The sequence below is a fragment of the Elusimicrobium sp. genome, assembly GCA_015062115.1.
In the GTDB taxonomy this organism is placed as follows: Bacteria; Elusimicrobiota; Elusimicrobia; order Elusimicrobiales; family Elusimicrobiaceae; genus Avelusimicrobium.
In genome coordinates, this window is the sequence record SUVG01000005.1 from 38,827 (window position 1) to 54,554 (window position 15,728).

Annotated in this window: 14 protein-coding genes, 1 tRNA gene and 1 other RNA gene; 3 read left to right on the forward strand and 13 right to left on the reverse strand. The window is 46.7% G+C overall.

Going from position 1 to position 15,728, the window contains the following annotated elements; all coding sequences use genetic code 11:
• Window positions 1–11: 11 nt before the first annotated feature.
• The 6 genes from E7027_04655 to E7027_04680 form a co-directional block, all read right to left on the reverse strand.
• Window positions 12–866 (reverse strand): hypothetical protein, encoded by an 855-nt coding sequence (locus tag E7027_04655; GenBank protein ID MBE6421404.1) that lies wholly within the window; start codon window positions 864–866, stop codon window positions 12–14.
• 421 nt (window positions 867–1,287) lie between these two features.
• Window positions 1,288–1,374, reverse strand: a tRNA-Ser gene (locus E7027_04660).
• Window positions 1,375–1,404: 30 nt separating this feature from the next.
• The gene (locus E7027_04665) at window positions 1,405–2,052 is read right to left on the reverse strand and encodes a thiamine diphosphokinase (protein ID MBE6421405.1); all 648 of its coding nucleotides are present in this window, start codon (window positions 2,050–2,052) and stop codon (window positions 1,405–1,407) included.
• Window positions 2,021–3,445: a sodium:solute symporter family protein gene (locus tag E7027_04670; GenBank protein MBE6421406.1), complete on the reverse strand. Its 1,425-nt coding sequence runs from the start codon at window positions 3,443–3,445 to the stop codon at window positions 2,021–2,023. The genes E7027_04665 and E7027_04670 overlap by 32 nt, the downstream gene beginning before the upstream one ends.
• 47 nt (window positions 3,446–3,492) lie before the next feature.
• The gene (locus E7027_04675) at window positions 3,493–4,887 is read right to left on the reverse strand and encodes a YfcC family protein (GenBank protein ID MBE6421407.1); all 1,395 of its coding nucleotides are present in this window, start codon (window positions 4,885–4,887) and stop codon (window positions 3,493–3,495) included.
• Window positions 4,888–4,983: 96 nt separating this feature from the next.
• Entirely contained in the window at window positions 4,984–6,450 is a 1,467-nt protein-coding gene (locus E7027_04680; GenBank protein MBE6421408.1) for a YfcC family protein, read from the reverse strand.
• A 136-nt stretch (window positions 6,451–6,586) separates the two neighbouring features.
• On the opposite strand from E7027_04680, the gene rsmI reads away from it, so the two are divergent.
• The 3 genes from rsmI to E7027_04695 are packed head-to-tail and all read left to right on the forward strand — an operon-like array spanning window position 6,587 to window position 8,912.
• Window positions 6,587–7,300, forward strand: a complete 714-nt coding sequence (gene rsmI, locus E7027_04685) for a 16S rRNA (cytidine(1402)-2'-O)-methyltransferase (protein MBE6421409.1) — start codon at window positions 6,587–6,589, stop codon at window positions 7,298–7,300.
• Window positions 7,278–7,916, forward strand: coding sequence for a threonylcarbamoyl-AMP synthase (locus E7027_04690; protein ID MBE6421410.1), 639 nt, complete (start codon window positions 7,278–7,280; stop codon window positions 7,914–7,916). The genes rsmI and E7027_04690 overlap by 23 nt, the downstream gene beginning before the upstream one ends.
• Before the next feature lie 12 nt (window positions 7,917–7,928).
• Complete coding sequence (locus tag E7027_04695; GenBank protein ID MBE6421411.1) at window positions 7,929–8,912, forward strand: HAMP domain-containing histidine kinase; 984 nt, start codon at window positions 7,929–7,931, stop codon at window positions 8,910–8,912.
• A 56-nt stretch (window positions 8,913–8,968) separates the two neighbouring features.
• Here E7027_04695 and E7027_04700 read toward each other — a convergent pair whose 3' ends face one another.
• The 7 genes from E7027_04700 to E7027_04730 form a co-directional block, all read right to left on the reverse strand.
• On the reverse strand, window positions 8,969–10,411 hold the full coding sequence (locus E7027_04700) for a response regulator (protein ID MBE6421412.1): 1,443 nt from the start codon (window positions 10,409–10,411) through the stop codon (window positions 8,969–8,971).
• Between the two features lie 82 nt (window positions 10,412–10,493).
• Window positions 10,494–10,836, reverse strand: an RNA gene (gene rnpB, locus E7027_04705) — RNase P RNA component class A.
• Between the two features lie 26 nt (window positions 10,837–10,862).
• Window positions 10,863–11,438 carry a ribonuclease HI family protein gene (locus tag E7027_04710; protein MBE6421413.1) on the reverse strand — a complete coding sequence of 192 codons (576 nt, stop codon included), beginning with the start codon at window positions 11,436–11,438 and terminating at the stop codon, window positions 10,863–10,865.
• 23 nt (window positions 11,439–11,461) lie between these two features.
• The gene (locus tag E7027_04715; GenBank protein ID MBE6421414.1) at window positions 11,462–12,718 is read right to left on the reverse strand and encodes an ABC transporter permease; all 1,257 of its coding nucleotides are present in this window, start codon (window positions 12,716–12,718) and stop codon (window positions 11,462–11,464) included.
• On the reverse strand, window positions 12,715–13,374 hold the full coding sequence (locus E7027_04720) for an ABC transporter ATP-binding protein (GenBank protein ID MBE6421415.1): 660 nt from the start codon (window positions 13,372–13,374) through the stop codon (window positions 12,715–12,717). Before E7027_04720 ends, E7027_04715 begins: the two co-directional genes overlap by 4 nt.
• The gene (locus E7027_04725) at window positions 13,368–14,351 is read right to left on the reverse strand and encodes a hypothetical protein (GenBank protein MBE6421416.1); all 984 of its coding nucleotides are present in this window, start codon (window positions 14,349–14,351) and stop codon (window positions 13,368–13,370) included. Before E7027_04725 ends, E7027_04720 begins: the two co-directional genes overlap by 7 nt.
• Window positions 14,348–15,694 (reverse strand): TolC family protein, encoded by a 1,347-nt coding sequence (locus E7027_04730; protein ID MBE6421417.1) that lies wholly within the window; start codon window positions 15,692–15,694, stop codon window positions 14,348–14,350. The genes E7027_04725 and E7027_04730 overlap by 4 nt, the downstream gene beginning before the upstream one ends.
• Window positions 15,695–15,728: the final 34 nt, after the last annotated feature.

Consider the following 15,728-nt stretch of genomic DNA (forward strand, 5'->3'; position numbering starts at 1 on the left):
AGCAAAATAAATCAGCGGCCGATGGCTTTATTGAGCATAAACCAAGCCAGCAAACTCATGCCTATTAAAATGGACAACAACAAGAAAATCCAAGTGCCGCGCCAACCGCTTGATTGTTTGGTTTCCATCGGTGCGCGGGAACAAAGAGCCTTCATCATGGCTTCGGCACGCAGGACGGCTTCGTCCTTTTCCGTTTTCGGGGAAAGGGTGGCTGTGGTGGCAGGATCGGCCGCTTCCAATTTTTGGATAATGTTTTCGAATTCGTTTAATACCTGCATGGCGCGGAAACGGAACATTTCCATATCTTTAACAGGAATTTGCGTATGTTCGTGATAAACAAGTGCGTTGTCGTTAAGTTCCAAATATACTTGGTTATGCGTTTTGAGCATACCGGTAATAAAAGGAGTAAAAAGTAAACCGGAAGCCGGGGTAGGAGCGTGGACGGTGTAGCGTTCGTCCAACGCGGATATATTGGTTTTCATCTGCGTGTATTGAGACCCTGCAAAAAGCGATTGGTGCGGCACTACCTTCAATGCCGGGAATTGGCGTTTTTTCAGTTCTGCCGTAAAAATAGTAATACAAGTGGGTTCTGTTTTGGGGTTATCGTCCGGGTAGATAGCATCGTCCGCCACGCGGATAAAAGCCATATTGTCCGAAAAAGTAAACACATTTTGATATTGATGAAAATAAGTAGTAAAAAATTCCAAACGGCCGGCGGTCAATTCGGTGGTAACGGAATTTTTTTCTTTATCAAAACGGCAACCGTTTTGTTTGGCCAGCGAAGCCAGTTGGGCCGAACGCGTGCGCGTGGTGGCCACTAACCCCACGGCCGCACCTGCAACAATTAAAATAAGCAGTAAATTCATACCTTTATCATATCAAAATAAATTAGAAAGTTACAAAACATAAGGAGAAACAGGTATGTGAACACTCGTATATTTATTGAGTGGTGTATTTTTGATGGCGGGGTGCACGTTTAAGCTGTTCGGTCGAGTCCAAAAAATAACAAGACTTCCCACTTAGGTAAAAGTCTTGTTATAAAGGAACATCGGTAATTGTCTTAAAAATGGCGGAAGGGGAGGGATTCTCCCTACATAAATTTCCTGACGGAAATTTTGCCCGGGCCCGTCCTCGCGGTTTTTGCCTTCCGTGCTTTGCCGATGCCGGCTTGCACTCAAACAAAAACATCGCTGCGGACTTCGAATCCCTACGTAACGCAAAGCAGTTTGCGTTACTCCACCGCGACATATAATCAAAACGCCCCACGAGGGGCCTTTTAATTATATACGGAAGGGGAGGGATTCGAACCCTCGGTAGAGTTGCCCCTACATCAGTTTTCAAGACTGACGCCTTAAACCACTCGGCCACCCTTCCAATAGATATATTTTATGAATTTTTTGCAGTCTATGCACAGCCGCCGGGATGTTGTTCTACATATACCAGCATAAACCCGCTTTCCAGTTGTACAGAGAAGGTTTTTCCCGTTGCTTCGTTGCTTAAAGTGCGTCCGGCCCGTTGCCAACTTAAACGGGCTTTTTGAAGCGGGAATTTAAGTCCTTTCAAGGTTACTCCCGTGCAGTTTTTAAGCGGAATTAAACTCACCCGCGCGCCTTTTTCGGTGTTAAATTTTTTATCGGCGGTTATCGGGTATATAGTCCAGCCGTTTCCCCAAAGGCAGATATCCATTTTTTTAAGATAAGGGTAAACAGATAAAAAGTTTCCCAGTGTAAAGTCCAGCCTGCCCCCGGCAAAACCGGCCACGGTGCAAGATTTACAACCGTTTTGGGATAGATAATCCAGGGCCTTTTCCAAGTCTGTATTATTTTGGTTATCTACAAATAAAATTTTTTCCGAAGATAATTTTTTTTGTGTAGAGGGGGAAACGGAATCTAAATCGCCGATGACTAAATCCGGCGTGACTTTGCAGGCAAGTGCACGGTTGGCTCCACCGTCGGCAGCTAATACAAAATCTGCCTTTTGGGCCAGTTCTTTTAGTGTTTTGGCAGGCAAGGTTTCCCCGTTACCGATCAGTAATGTGTGTGTGAATTTCACTTGCTTTTCTCCGAAAGGAAATTAAAATAATCAAACTGACCGCTACCCCCACATAAAAAGGGTCTAGGGCTTCCAATACTTCGTGTTTGCGGACAAAACGCCACGCGGTCATGGCAACGGCACTGGTTAGCGAGGAGATAACAAACAGGCGGTCGCTGATGCGTCCGGGGGATAAATACCCCATTAAAATAGGGACTAATAAGCAGGCCGAAAAGTAGGAGCCCAACACCAACCAAATTTCCTTAAAACTGCCGTGAAAGACCTGTGCCATTATAATTGCCAGCGTGCCTACAAAGAAGATGGAAATGCGGTTGGAAAGAATTACATTTTTGAAACGGTGGCGTAAAAAATCAAAACTAAGCGTATTGGAGGCAATAAACAGAAAAGAATTGAGGGTGGATAGAATAATGGCCAACACCCCGGCGACAAAAAATCCTTTTAGCCCTACCGGTAATAATTGCACGGCATAGAAAAAATAGGCCTGGCCCGGTTCGGCTTGCGGTAAAACCGCCCGCGCATAGAGGGAGCCTGCCGTAGTACACAAATCAAAGCAGAGCCAAATAAAGGTGGAAATAACAACTCCTTTTTTTACGACGGAAGGACTTTTGGCCGCAAAACAACGCTGGTAAAAACTGGGGTCAATCAGCGTTGCCAAGGCAATAAATCCCCATATAAAAGTGTTCATCCACGAATTTCCGCCCGTAATGCTAAAGTGGCTGGCGGGCAGGTTGGCTTTTAGAAAGGATAATCCGCCAAAGGTGCTGACGGAGAACACAACCACAAGCAACACTGCGGCGCACATCACAAAAAATTGTACCAAGTCCGAAAATACTACCGAGCGAAACCCGCCCCATGCCGTATATAAGCAGGTAAACAGCGTGCCGCAAATCATGCCCTGCAAAACGCTCATGCCAAATACCATATGCAGAAACATACCCAAACTCAGCACATACGCTACGGGAGTAATATAGAAAAAAGTAAAGGTTGCCGCTACTTTGGCCGATTTCGGGCCGAACATTTTTCCTGTCAAATCCGGCAAAGTGACGGAGTGAAATTTGGCTACTTTATCGGCAATAAAGAAAGCAAAAATCAGGTAAGCGACATACCAAAAGAACCCTTGGGTTACAAAGTTGTATATTCCGTAGTTAAATGTAATTTCGTTTACCCCGAAGATTCCGCCATACCAGGTGGCTACCAAAGTAGCAACAAACAGCGGCAAGGTAAGTTGGCGGCCCATGAGCAGGTAATCAAGTGTGCCCATAGCGCCCTTATCTGTTTTTTCCAGGCGACGGTTCCCATAAATAGCGGCCAAAAAGGTGGCCGCCAAAATAGAGAAAAAAACGACCCAGTCCGCTATATGAAAATAAGTAAGGGTTTTTAATTCATTTAACATACTGTTCTAAAAAAGCCCCTTGGCTCTCCAAGGGGCTTATGTTTATTTTACCAAATATAATATGCGGGAATAAGTAGCAGAAGCGACAGGGTAATTAAAATTACCTCTAACCGCATAAACCACTTTACCCAAGTGGGGTACGAGATGCCCGCCAACGCCAAAGCACCCATGGTAACGGGGGCCGTGGGAATAATGGGGTTTCCCCAACCTTCACCGAATTGGTAAGCCAAAATAACCGTTTGGCGCGAAACATTTACCAAATCGCCCAAAGGAACCATAATCGGCATAGTCAGCACGGCTTGCCCGGAACCGGAAGCAATAAAGAAGTTCAGCACCGTTTGAATTACAAACATGGCTTGAGAAGCCAAAATGGGGTGCAGGGAACCTACGCTTTGGGTCATGGCGTGTAAGAAAGTATCTAAAATATGGCCGTTGGTGGCTACGATAACAATGGAGCGGGCCAAAGCCATCAGTACGCAAACCCCTACCATAGATTTTGCGCCGTCAATAATAGCATCGGTTGCTTGGTCCAAGGTCAGTTTGCCAAAATAAGCACTGGCAATCGTTACACCCAAAAAGACGGCGGCAATTTCAATCATGTACCATTGATAGCGAATTACGCCGTAGAACAAAACGGCCATGCCCAATAAAAACGAGGCAATTACCAATTTGTGCGCTCGCGTAAGGCGGAAGGTTTGGTCTACCACTACATCGTTGATGATTTTAAGTTCAGCCCGTTTTTCCAAATCCATTTTATAGGTTAAACTTTTGGTGGGATTTTTGCGTACCCGTTCGCCATACCAGGTGAAAAAACCGGCCACTACGCTGGTGAAGATAAACCAGATGATGAGGCGGTATTGCCAACCGGAATACATAGGCAGTTGGGCAATCGTTTGTGCGATGCCGACCGTAAACGGGTTTACAAACGCGGACGAAAAGCCCGTAAATGCCCCGATAAACGGAATAGACATACCCACCACGGTATCGTAACCCAAAGAAAGCGCGAGCGGGATAAAAATGGGGATAAAGATAAGCGTTTCTTCTTCCATGCCGAACATCGCCCCGCATAACGAAAATAAAAACATACATACGGGAATAAAGAACTTCTTATATTTGGGTTTATTGGCGAAAAAGAAACTTACTTTCTTAATCATGGTATTGATGGCGCCGGTGCGTTCGATAATGGTAAACAACGCGCCCACCACCAAAATAAATGCGATAATTTCCGCGCATTGGGTAAAACCTTCCACCGGAGCGGCCAGAATATTACCGATATTTTGCGGGTTGCCGGGAACAGCATGGTAAGAACCCGCTACCGCAAAAGTGCGTCCGTCTTGCTCTATGCGGTCGTATTGGCCGGAGGGGACAAGCCATGTCAGCGCGGCCACAAACACCATAATGGAGAACACCAAAAAATAGGTGTTGCACAACATTTTTTTCATTTTCGTTTTGTTTTCCTCTTGTTCGTTCAAGTTTTTTATGTAAAAAAGTGCCCCGCCGGCTCAAACAAAATAAATGCGGCGGGACACAAAAAACAATTATTGCCACTTCATCAAATACGGCGGAACGAGAAGTGCAAAGGAGAGTAAGTACATCAGTATGAGTAACGGCGCCATCCATTTAAGCCATTTGGGATAAGCAATACGGGCAAACCCGATGGCGGCAATGGTTACCGGGTCGGTAGGAATTACCATATTCATCCAACTTCCGCCTAACTGGAAAGCGAGAACCATGGTTTGGCGCGTAATGCCGATTAAGTCCGCAAGCGGGGCTAAAATCGGCATGGTCAACACGGCTTTGCCGGAGCCGGAGGGAATAAAGAAGTCGATAACGGTTTGGAGCATCATGGCTGCCCACGAGGCACAAACAGGGTGTAAGTGTTTGATGCCGGCGGACATCCAGTTAAGCATGGTATCTAAAATGTGTCCGTTATTGGCGATAATCACAATGGCTTGTGCGAAACACAACAACATGGCAATTTCCGCCATACCGCGTACCCCGTCAAAAAACGCATCGCTGAATTGCTGCATTTTCATTTTTCCCAAGAAACCGCACAAAAAGCCGACTCCCAAAAATAACGCCGCAATTTCCGTAATGTACCAGCCGCTTTCTTCCAAGTGCAACATTTCCATCAAATCAAGCCCCCAGGCATTTTTGATGGCGGAGCAAATTTGCGGTTTGAGTACCCCTAAAATAAGCGTTACCATACCCAACCCGAAAGCGATGAGAACCCATTTTTGGCGGCGGGTCATGCGGGTTTCTTGTTTGTTGAGTTTGAGTTCTTTTCTCTTTTCCACATCAAACTCATAGGTTAAACTTTTGGTAGGATCTTTTTGTACTTTATGGGCATATACGCTTAACCAAGTGATGACGACGGAAGTACAAATAATCCAGATGATAAACCGATAGCCGATGCCGGAGTAAAGCGGCACTTGTGCAATCCCTTGGGCAATACCCACCGTAAACGGGTTGGTAAATGCGGCGGCAAAGCCTACCCCTGCCCCGATAAACGGCACAGCCGTTCCCAAAGCGGAGTCATATCCGAGAGAAAGCGCGAGCGGGATAAAAATGGGAATAAAAATAAGCGCTTCTTCACACATGCCGAAAGTGGCCCCGCAGAGGGAGAAAACAATTACCCCTAACGGAATAAACAAGAAACGCAAGTTGGGTTTACGCTGAAAGAACGCACTGGCGGCTTGAATGCCGGCAGTAATGGCACCCGTTTTTTCAATTACGGCCAATACCCCGCCGATAATAAGCAGGAATACGATTACTTCAGCCGTATTGGAGAAACCTTGTACAGGGGCTTTTAATACATCAAACAAGCCCTGCGGGTTGGCCGGTACGGAGTGATAAGTCCCGGCGACGACGACCTGGCGGCCGTCCACTTCCATTTTGTCATAAGCCCCGCTGGGAACTACCCAGGTCAGCGCGGCCACAATCGCTACAATGGATAAAATAATAGCGAAAGTGTTGAGTTTGATTTTGGACAGAATTTTAGACATTTCTGCTGCGTAAACCTCGCGAATTTTAAGTATTAACAACAATTTAATATTCTACAAAATAACAGTTTGAAATAGTCAAAAAAATATTTACTTTTATCCGTACGCGCGTGCGTGATTTTTTATATACTTTACTTATATGCTCTACATTGTTCCCACACCGATCGGAAACCTGCAGGATATCACCCTGCGTGCTTTGGAAACGCTCAAAACGGCAGATGCCGTATTGTGCGAGGATACGCGCCGCACTCAAATTTTGCTTTCGCATTTCGGTTTTTCTAAACCGCTTTATCGTTATAACGAGAACGACGACCGTTCCGTAGAAAAATGCTTGGAAGCCTTGAAGAACGGAAAGAATTGTGCGCTCGTGTCCGATTGTGGCACTCCGTGTATTTCGGATCCGGGGTGGAAACTGGTAAAGCGTGCCGTAGAAGAAGGGATTAAAGTTTCTTCTTTACCGGGGCCCAGCGCGGTGGCTTGTGCGCTTGCCGGTGCGGGAATTACGGGCGGTGCTTTTACCTTTTTGGGCTTTTTGCCGCGTAAACCCGGAAAGGCCGCTAAACTCATTTCGGCCGCGTATGCCTTAAATCACCCGGTGGTGTTATATGAGTCGCCTTATCGGGTGGTAAAAATGCTGGAACTGATTTCCAAAACTTTGGGCGAACAAACCCCTATGGTATTGGCACGGGAACTTTCCAAGGTGTACGAAGAGTGGTTGCGCGGTACGGCACAAACTTTGGCAGAAGAGTTGGGGAAAAAGACCAAAGTGCAAGGCGAATTTGTGATGATTATAGACCGTCCGCATACGGAAGAAGAGGAAGAACCGCAAGATGCGCAAAACCCATATTTTTAAGACGGAGGAAATGACCCCCGAATACCTGCAAATGGCGGCCGGTGCACTGGCACAAGGAGCCGTGGCCGTAGTGCCGACCGATACTGTGTACGGCGTGGGAACGAGTGCATTTTGTGAAGAAAGTATCTTGCAGATTTACCGGCTTAAAGAAAGACCGACAGGGGTGCCTCTTCAAATTTTAACGGGTTCGGTGGCACAGGCCCGCGAGGTAGCTGTTTTTTCCGACCGGGCAGAACAATGTGCCCGCGCTTTTTGGCCCGGGGCATTAACGATGATATTGCCTCCAAACGAAAAAGGGCGTGCGCTGACCCGCGGCTTTGAAGGGTTGGGGCTTCGGGTACCGGGAAACAAATTTTTGGTTGATTTGCTCGTCCGTATGGCAGGCCCCATGGCTTGTACCAGTGCCAACTTGCACGGCCAGCCGACTTTGATAGACGAAAAAAGTATTTTGGAAACCTTTGACGGGAAAGTAGATTTTATTTTTTTAGGAGGTACCCTCAGCCCGGTATCTTCCAGTGTGGTAAATTTAACGGCAAACCCTACCCTTATACGGGAAGGGGGGGTTCCTAGGACGGAATTGGAACAAGTGCTGGGGCAACCCTTGCGCGTTTTATAACGGGAGAAAAATATGACCTTGTGGCAAATTTTAATTTCGTATTCGTTGTTGGTGGCGGCCTCTTTGTCGCTTTTGACTTATTGGATTACCAAAAAGTTCGTTCTTAAAAAAATGAGACGAACCATTATGAAGGCCGAACACAACTACCAACAACAAATTTCCACCTTGCAACAACAATTATCCGGTAAGGTAACCATGTTGGAAGGTATGGTGGAAAAACTGCGTCTTTCCAACCAGGAATTAAACCGCTTGAACGAAATTCGTTCCAAATTTATGTCCATTGTCGCGCACGATTTGCGCCAACCGCTTTCGTCGATTCAGGGGTTTACCTCGGTGCTGATGATGGATAACCCGCACGGTGGTTCCAGCGGAAGCGAACAAATGGCCTTAAACAACATCTTAAAAGCCACCGATAATATGAATATGCTGATGACGGACTTAATGGACATTTCCATGATGGAGTCCGGACGGTTCAAAATGGATGTGCGCCCGTTTGATTTCAATGCGTTACTGAGTGATGTAATCAGTTTGCAAACGGTAAACGCCCAAAAGAAAGGCATTTTTTTGCAAAAGTATGAGTATTCCAATGATGTAATGGTAGAGGCGGATCGCTTCCGTATTTCGCAAGTGATTAACAACCTGCTCGGCAATGCCATCAAATTTTCTCCGCAAGGCGGCCGGGTAGATGTGCGGTATGTAGCCACGGAAGAAAAAGTGACTTTCCGGGTAAGCGATAACGGGCCGGGAATTTTACATAGCGAGCAATTAAAAATCTTCCAAAAATTTCACCAATCCGATAACGACCGCACCCTCAAAAAACAAGGATGGGGATTGGGTTTATCCATCGCACAGGAAATTATCAACGCGCACGGGGGGGAAATCGGTGTGCAGAGTGCCGGGCTTGGGTTGGGCGCTACTTTCTGGTTTATTTTACCCCGCAAAGCGGCCGGTTTAGCCACCAAACTACATACCGAGTTAAACTCCCCGCAAGCATAGAGTTTTTAGTAAATAAATATCCCCCAGCTAGGCTGGGGGATATTTATTGTGAAAAATCAGCGTTCCCAACCGTGTAAATTTTTATAGTAAAAGTAATTTTTCAGTGCGCGTAGGTATTCAATATAACCATAGGCCCCTTCGTTTAGGTTGGTGTTATACCACAAGTATCCGTCTATCCCGGCACTAAACAATTTTTCTTCGGGTTCTTCGCCTCGGTCATACTTGCTGGAAGCGATAACGACCGTTTGGGGGGAAATGGTCCTCAGTTCCGGCATCATTACAAGCCCTGCGTAAGGAACGAGCAAGTCGGTAATGACTAAGTCGTATCGTCTTCCGTTGCGCATCTTGTTCATAAAATCAAAACCGTTCGGGAATATTTCTACTTGAGCGTTCTTCCCCAAAAATCCTTGTTCGGCCCATCTTTTAAAGTTCAGGCGGGGAAGGGCGTCGTCATTGATAAATGCAATACGCATATTTTCGGGAAGTTGGGCTAATAATTCTTCCCGTTCCAAAGCCGCTCTTTCCGGGGTAATGGGCGGATTACGCATTTTTTCGCGTACCACTGCGTAAGAATCCAACTCTTCTATTTCGTCCGGGTCGCGGATAAGCGTTTCCGAACGGGGGAGGAGATAATCGGTCCCGTCAGGGTTTAACAAGTTGAACTCTGTAGTTTTTAACACTCTGTCAGTGCGGAGAGAAAGCTCCGTCGGTTTCTGCAAGGCACTTTCCAGTAGTGGGTTAAAGCGGCTTAACATGGTAATCCAAAAATTTTCCTGCTGTTCCAAATACGGCTCGCTGGGTAGAGAGGAACGCAACGCTTGTACTTGGTGCAGCATGGAAAAAAGGGCGGTATTGAATTTTTCCCGTTCTTCTGAAAGCAAGGAGCGTCCTTCTCCCGGGATAGAGGCATACACAATCCACGGGAAAATCATGTCATGCGTTATTTGGCTTTGGGTAACTACTTGGGAATAAGTGTTTTTTAAATACTCCATGGTTTCTTTGGGGACGGGGTGCCTTAAAAACGAGGATAATTCCCCCAAAAAAGAAGGGCGCATTTGTATCCAAAGTGTGTTTAATTCGTCACGGGTTTGGCGCCAACGGGCACTTTCTTTGGCCATAATATAATTTTGGGTAAGGGTGTTTTCTATTTTGTACTGGGAGGCCGCTTCGGAAAAGGAAAAAGGCTGGCGTTTATTGGGGAAGGATTCGGATTGTACAACCACCAACGCTTGAGAGGGGTAGAGAGAATGACGAACTGCTTTTTTGTCGACAATAGGTATACCCCATGCAGCGGGCGGAGCAGATACATCCGGATAAGTTAAATGGGCGTCAATTTCTTTTAAAGGGAGGATACGCTGCACAGACCCCCGCACAGTGGGAGTAGTGGTAAGTGCTTTGGTAACATGATGGATATTTTTGGGATTCTTTTGAGCCGATACTTCACCCGAAAAAACCAATAACACCGGAGCAAGAAACAGAAAAAACATTTTGTTAATCATAACAAGGTTCCTCCTGTAAATAGCGTAACAAGTTTTAGCGTATTTAGCCAGGGGCAAAAGACCCAAAAGGAGTTAGGTCTAGAGAAAAGGACGGCCGATACCCCGGATTCTGTCAGCCCTTGCGGGCCGGGATAACCATTACTCTAAGCGGCCTACTTGGTCGCGAACGCGGGCAACGTGTGGACCGGCTTGGCCTTGCTCCATGCGGGGTTTACCGTGCCGCGCTTGTTGCCAAACGCGCGGTGCGCTCTTACCGCACCCTTTCACCCTTACCCTTGCGGGCGGTATATTTTCTGTTGCACTTTCCGTCCAACGGGGATATAGCCCCGCCGTCCCGCCCTTTCGAGCGGCGCACTGCCTTGTGGAGTCCGGAAGTTCCTCCCCCAAGCCGAACTCGGCCGGAGGCGGTTATCTGGGCCGTCCAATTCTATTTTACCAAAAAAGAAAGCGATTATAAATCGTCGAACAGGCTGGGTTGCTTCGGTTTAGGGGTTGTTTTGGGGGCCGCTTTTGCTGTCGGGCGGGGAACCGGGGTTACCTCCACCCCGTTTACCACATTGTCTTGGGATTGGGCGGGGATATCAATTTCGTTATCTTGCGGCAAGTGTTTAATGGGGTTAAAACCTAGCGATTGTTTAGCGTCCATGGCTTTATTCGCCAGCGCATCGGGGGCTTTATTTAAGTGGCGAAGCACATGCTTAATATGAATCGTAAAAGGAGTGGCCAAGCGGCGGATTACCTGCATGCGGGCGGCCAAATCGGGGTGTTTTATTTTATATTCCCCCAAGTATTGTTTTACCAAGAGTAAAGAGTCGGACTCGATAAACAGTTCTGTTGCGCCCAGTTCGGCGGCTTTAATAAGGGCCAGTTTAAGCGCAGTATATTCGGCTTGATTGTTGGTACAATGGGGCATAAAATACCCTTCCTGCGACAGGACTTTTCCGCCCAAATCGCAAATGACATAAGCCGCTGCCCCAAGGCCCGGATTTCCGCGAGAACCGCCATCAATGTTAATTTTTACTTGCATAGCACTATTGTAGCAAATTGAAACTATTCGTACTTAAGCGCATCTACCGGTTTTAAGTTGGAAGCCTTCCACGCCGGGTAGAGCGCAAAGATAAAACTGGTGGAAATGGCAATCAGGACAGACAATACCACCACCCACCACGAAAAAGTCATTTCTTTCGTGTTAACGGCCAAATGCAAAACGGCCCCGTAACCCAGCACCATACCGGCGATAGAACCGCAAAAGCCAAGCAACATGGCTTCCACCAAAAACTGGGTTAAAATATCCCTTCTTGTGGCTCCCAGGGCGCGGCGGATACCGATTTCTTTTGTGCGCGAAAAGATAACCGCCATGGTTACGTTCATAATACCGATACCGCCGGCAATCATGGCAATTAGCCCCAAAAAGAGCATATTGTTCAAGTCCTCACGGGCTTCTTTGGTTCGGGCTTTGGCGGTTTCGTGGAAAAATTTGATTTCGGGTTTTTCATTTTTACCGAATTGAGAACGCAGGAAGGTAGTTACGGTGTTGGCGGCTTGGCGGACGGTGCGTTCGTCTCCCGTTATCACGCGAATTTTTTCGGAAAAATTTTCTTGCCAGGCAGGTTGGAGTTCGTACCACGTGGTGTGCGGAATAAAAGCAGGAACGATACGTTCTTTTTCTTCGGGGAAACGGGGGTCGTCTTTGGCTTCGGGGGCATGCAAAATTCCTACCACGGTAAAGGACTCGTCGTTCATGGTAACCTGTTGACCCAGTAAATTATGCCGGTAGGTAAAATCTTTGATGTCTTGAGGGGGATCTTCGTCCGGGTCGTGATGGTTCCACTTCCACAAATCCCGTTCTTCTTTCTCATGCGGAAAAACCATCAATACCATCACGCGGTTTTTGTTTTCAATGTCCGTGTAGTTGATAAAACGCCCTTCCAGGCGATAAACAAAATTGGAATCTGCCCAAGACGGAAAAACCCCATAATTTAGAAAGGAACTGATGGTATTGTTTTTGTAATACATTCTTTCAAAAGAGTTATCTGTAACAAATGAAAGAGAGGTTTCTTCCGGGAGCATATTTTTGAGTTCTTGGTATTGGTCGGTATCCAACGGGTGTTCGGTGGAAACGTCCAATCTCCCCTTTCCGGCCAATTCCACCGCGCGTTCAATGTCTCTATAGCGTTGGCTGAGGATACTGAGTGTGTAAAAAAAGGTGGCAATACCGATAGCAATAGCAAAGAAACTTAAAAAACTACGCATCTTATGTGCGCGAATTTCGGCCCAACCGGTGGCTAGCAAGTCTATCAGTTTCATACGATTTTACCGTCCTTCATACGAATAACTCGGTGGGTATTTTCCGCCAATTTCGGGTCGTGCGTTACCATCACTAAGGTTAGCCCGTTTTTGTTAAGTTCGTGCAGTAAATCTATGACATCTTTGCTTGATTTAGAGTCCAAATTACCCGTCGGCTCGTCGGCCAAAATAATACGGGGGTTGTTGGCCAGTGCGCGCGCACAGGCCACGCGTTGGCATTGGCCTCCGGATAGTTGCAAAGGCGTGTTGGAAAGTTTGCTTTCAAGCCCTACCCTTTTAGCCAGTTCCCGTGCGCGGGGTAAAATTTCGTGGCGGGGAGTATCCGTATAACGCATCGGCAGGGCGATGTTTTCCAACACCGACAAGCGCGGCATCAAGTTAAAAGATTGAAAAATAAAACCGATATTTTCCCTTCTCATACGGGAACGGTGCAGATCGTTCATGTGTGCGGTGGGGGTGCCGTTTAATAAATACTCGCCTTGGGAAGGTTCGTCCAATAGTCCCAAAATGTTTAAGAGCGTGCTTTTTCCGCAACCGCTGGGGCCCATAATGGAGACAAATTCCCCTTCTTCTATTTGCAACGAAACCCCGTCCAGCGCGCGAAATTCTTCCGCCGCTTGATAAATTTTAACGAGGTTTTTGCAACAAATTACCATGATTCTCCGTACGGCAAAGTATTCAAAATTTTCTCTCCTTCTTGGAGCCCTTTGGTTACTTCCACCAAAGTATCGTTGGCAAGGCCCGTTTCGATTTCCACTTTTTCGGTTTTGTTGTTGCCGAGGTATTTGAAAACATAAGATTTTCCTTGTTTTTCAAATAAGGAAACGGCCGGGATTACGAGGACATCTTCCTTTTTTTCCAGTACGATAGATACATTGGCATTTACCCCCAGTAAAATGTTTTGTTTATTGCGGGGGAGTTCTACTAAAACCAAAAAGCCTTTGCTGTCGCTCCAGCGGCTTCCGCTTTTTTCTATTTGGGAAGAAATATGCGTAATCTTTCCTTTTAACGGGGGGGCTTTGTCTCCCAAGGCGGGAATTTTAATGTCCACCGGCATATTGTTGGAAAGTTTTAATACTTGCCGTTCCGTTACATACATGGGGATAACCAGCGTATCCATGTTTACCACACGCAAAAAGCAGGTGGCATTGTCGGCATTGTCGTAACTGCCGTTGAGGAAGGTTCCCAAGCGGGGAAGGGAAAGATCTCTTTCCGAAATGTCTTTATCGTAATCCATACTGTCGGCGTGGCATTTTACCACGGTGCCCGTAGCGGTAGATAAAATGGGCATAGGTTTATAATCTTCAAACTCGTTACGGCCGGGTTTAATAAGGCCCACTTCCTGCCCTTCTTTTACAAAATCGCCTTCTTTTACATACACGGCTTTTAAGATACCGCTGGGTTTGGCGGTTACTTTTTCGTCCTGCTTGGCAGTAATAGTACCGCTCGTTTTGAAAAAGAGTTCTATTTTATCCTTTTTGACGGTTTCAATGTCTTGTGGGGTAATCACATCGCCTTTAATTTTGGCAATTAAGGGTTTCACGCCAAAAAACCAGCCTGCCCATAAAATTGCCGCGGCCACTAGTAAATATACCAGGCGAAAGAGCCATTTTTTCCAAGATTTTTTCTTCATAAATCCTCCGGTTGATAGTCGTAAATTTTTTCACCCAACGCGTATTTATAGCGCAGGCGCGTAATGGTCAGCTCGGACAGCAGGGTGGCGTAATCTACTTGAGCGGAAATCATTTCCTGACGGGAAACGGTCAGATCCGTTGCGCTCATCAGTCCGTTTTTATATTTAAGTTGTGTGGCGGAAAATTTTTCTTCCGCCGCTTGCAAACGCAGTTTGGAAATATCCAAACTTTGCATTTTAAGCAACAGCGCGTTACGCGCTTCCACCACGGCGTCCCGCAAGGAGCGTAAAAATTGTTCGTAGTCCAAGTGTGCGTTTTCGTTTTCCAAACGGTTGGTTTGGCGATTGCGGTATTTGTCTATATAAAAGAAACCCAAGTCAAAACTCACTCCGGCGGAAATACCGTAGTTGTAGTCCCATAACTCGTGGTGATTGAGTCCGCGCCCGGTACTGGCAAACAAATTGACAAAAACGGACGGCAGGGTGTTGAGTTGGCTTTGCGTGTAGGATAAATCGCTTTGTCGCAATGTTAAGCGGCGGGTTCGGGCATCGTAGCGGTGGGCCAGGGCCCGGGTTAAGTCTTCCTCCAAAGAAGGCAGGGGGGCGATGTCCTCGCTGATGTGCTCGTCCAGCACGGCATGGGCTTCAATGGGGCGGTTAATGGCAATGTTGAAATTTTTAAGTTTGTTGGCATAATCGTTTTGAGCCGAAAAAAGGGACAACTGGCTACTGCGCCAACTGGTTTCACTGGATAACAAATCGGAGCGGGTTTTGAGGCCGTTATCGTAGAGAACTTTATCCTGTTCGTATTGTTTTTGCGCTACTTCCAAATCGTCTTGATACACTTGCATCAGTTTTTGTCCCAAAAGAAGGTCGTAATAAGTACGCACGGCATCTAGCACATATTGTTGAACGGCCGATTCGAAATTGATTTGAGCCGTTTGCCAGGAAAGGGAAGCCGACTTGTAGGATAGGAAATCTTTTCCGGTATTAAACAAATTCCACGAGCCGGAGGCCTGTGCCGAGGAATCGACCGAGCGAAAATCACTCCAGGAAGAGAAACGCTCCGCTCTGTTATACGATTTATCAGCCCCCGCAGAGACGGAAAAGGTAGGTAAAAAAGCGTCCGTGAAAGCGTTTTTATAGTGGTTCTCGGCAATGGAAAGGGTGTTTTTGTCCGCTTTTAATTCGGGGGAGTTTTGCAGGAAACCTTGGATATAAGTTTGCAGAGAAAAAGAATCTTCGGCGGGTTTGGGGGAAAGGGCTTCGTTCGTTGAGAAGTGAAGCGCATTTAGCATCAAGGCTTGGCACAAACACAAAAATATCCCGTAAAATTTACGCATAAACACCCTCCCGATTTTACCCTATTGTAGCAAA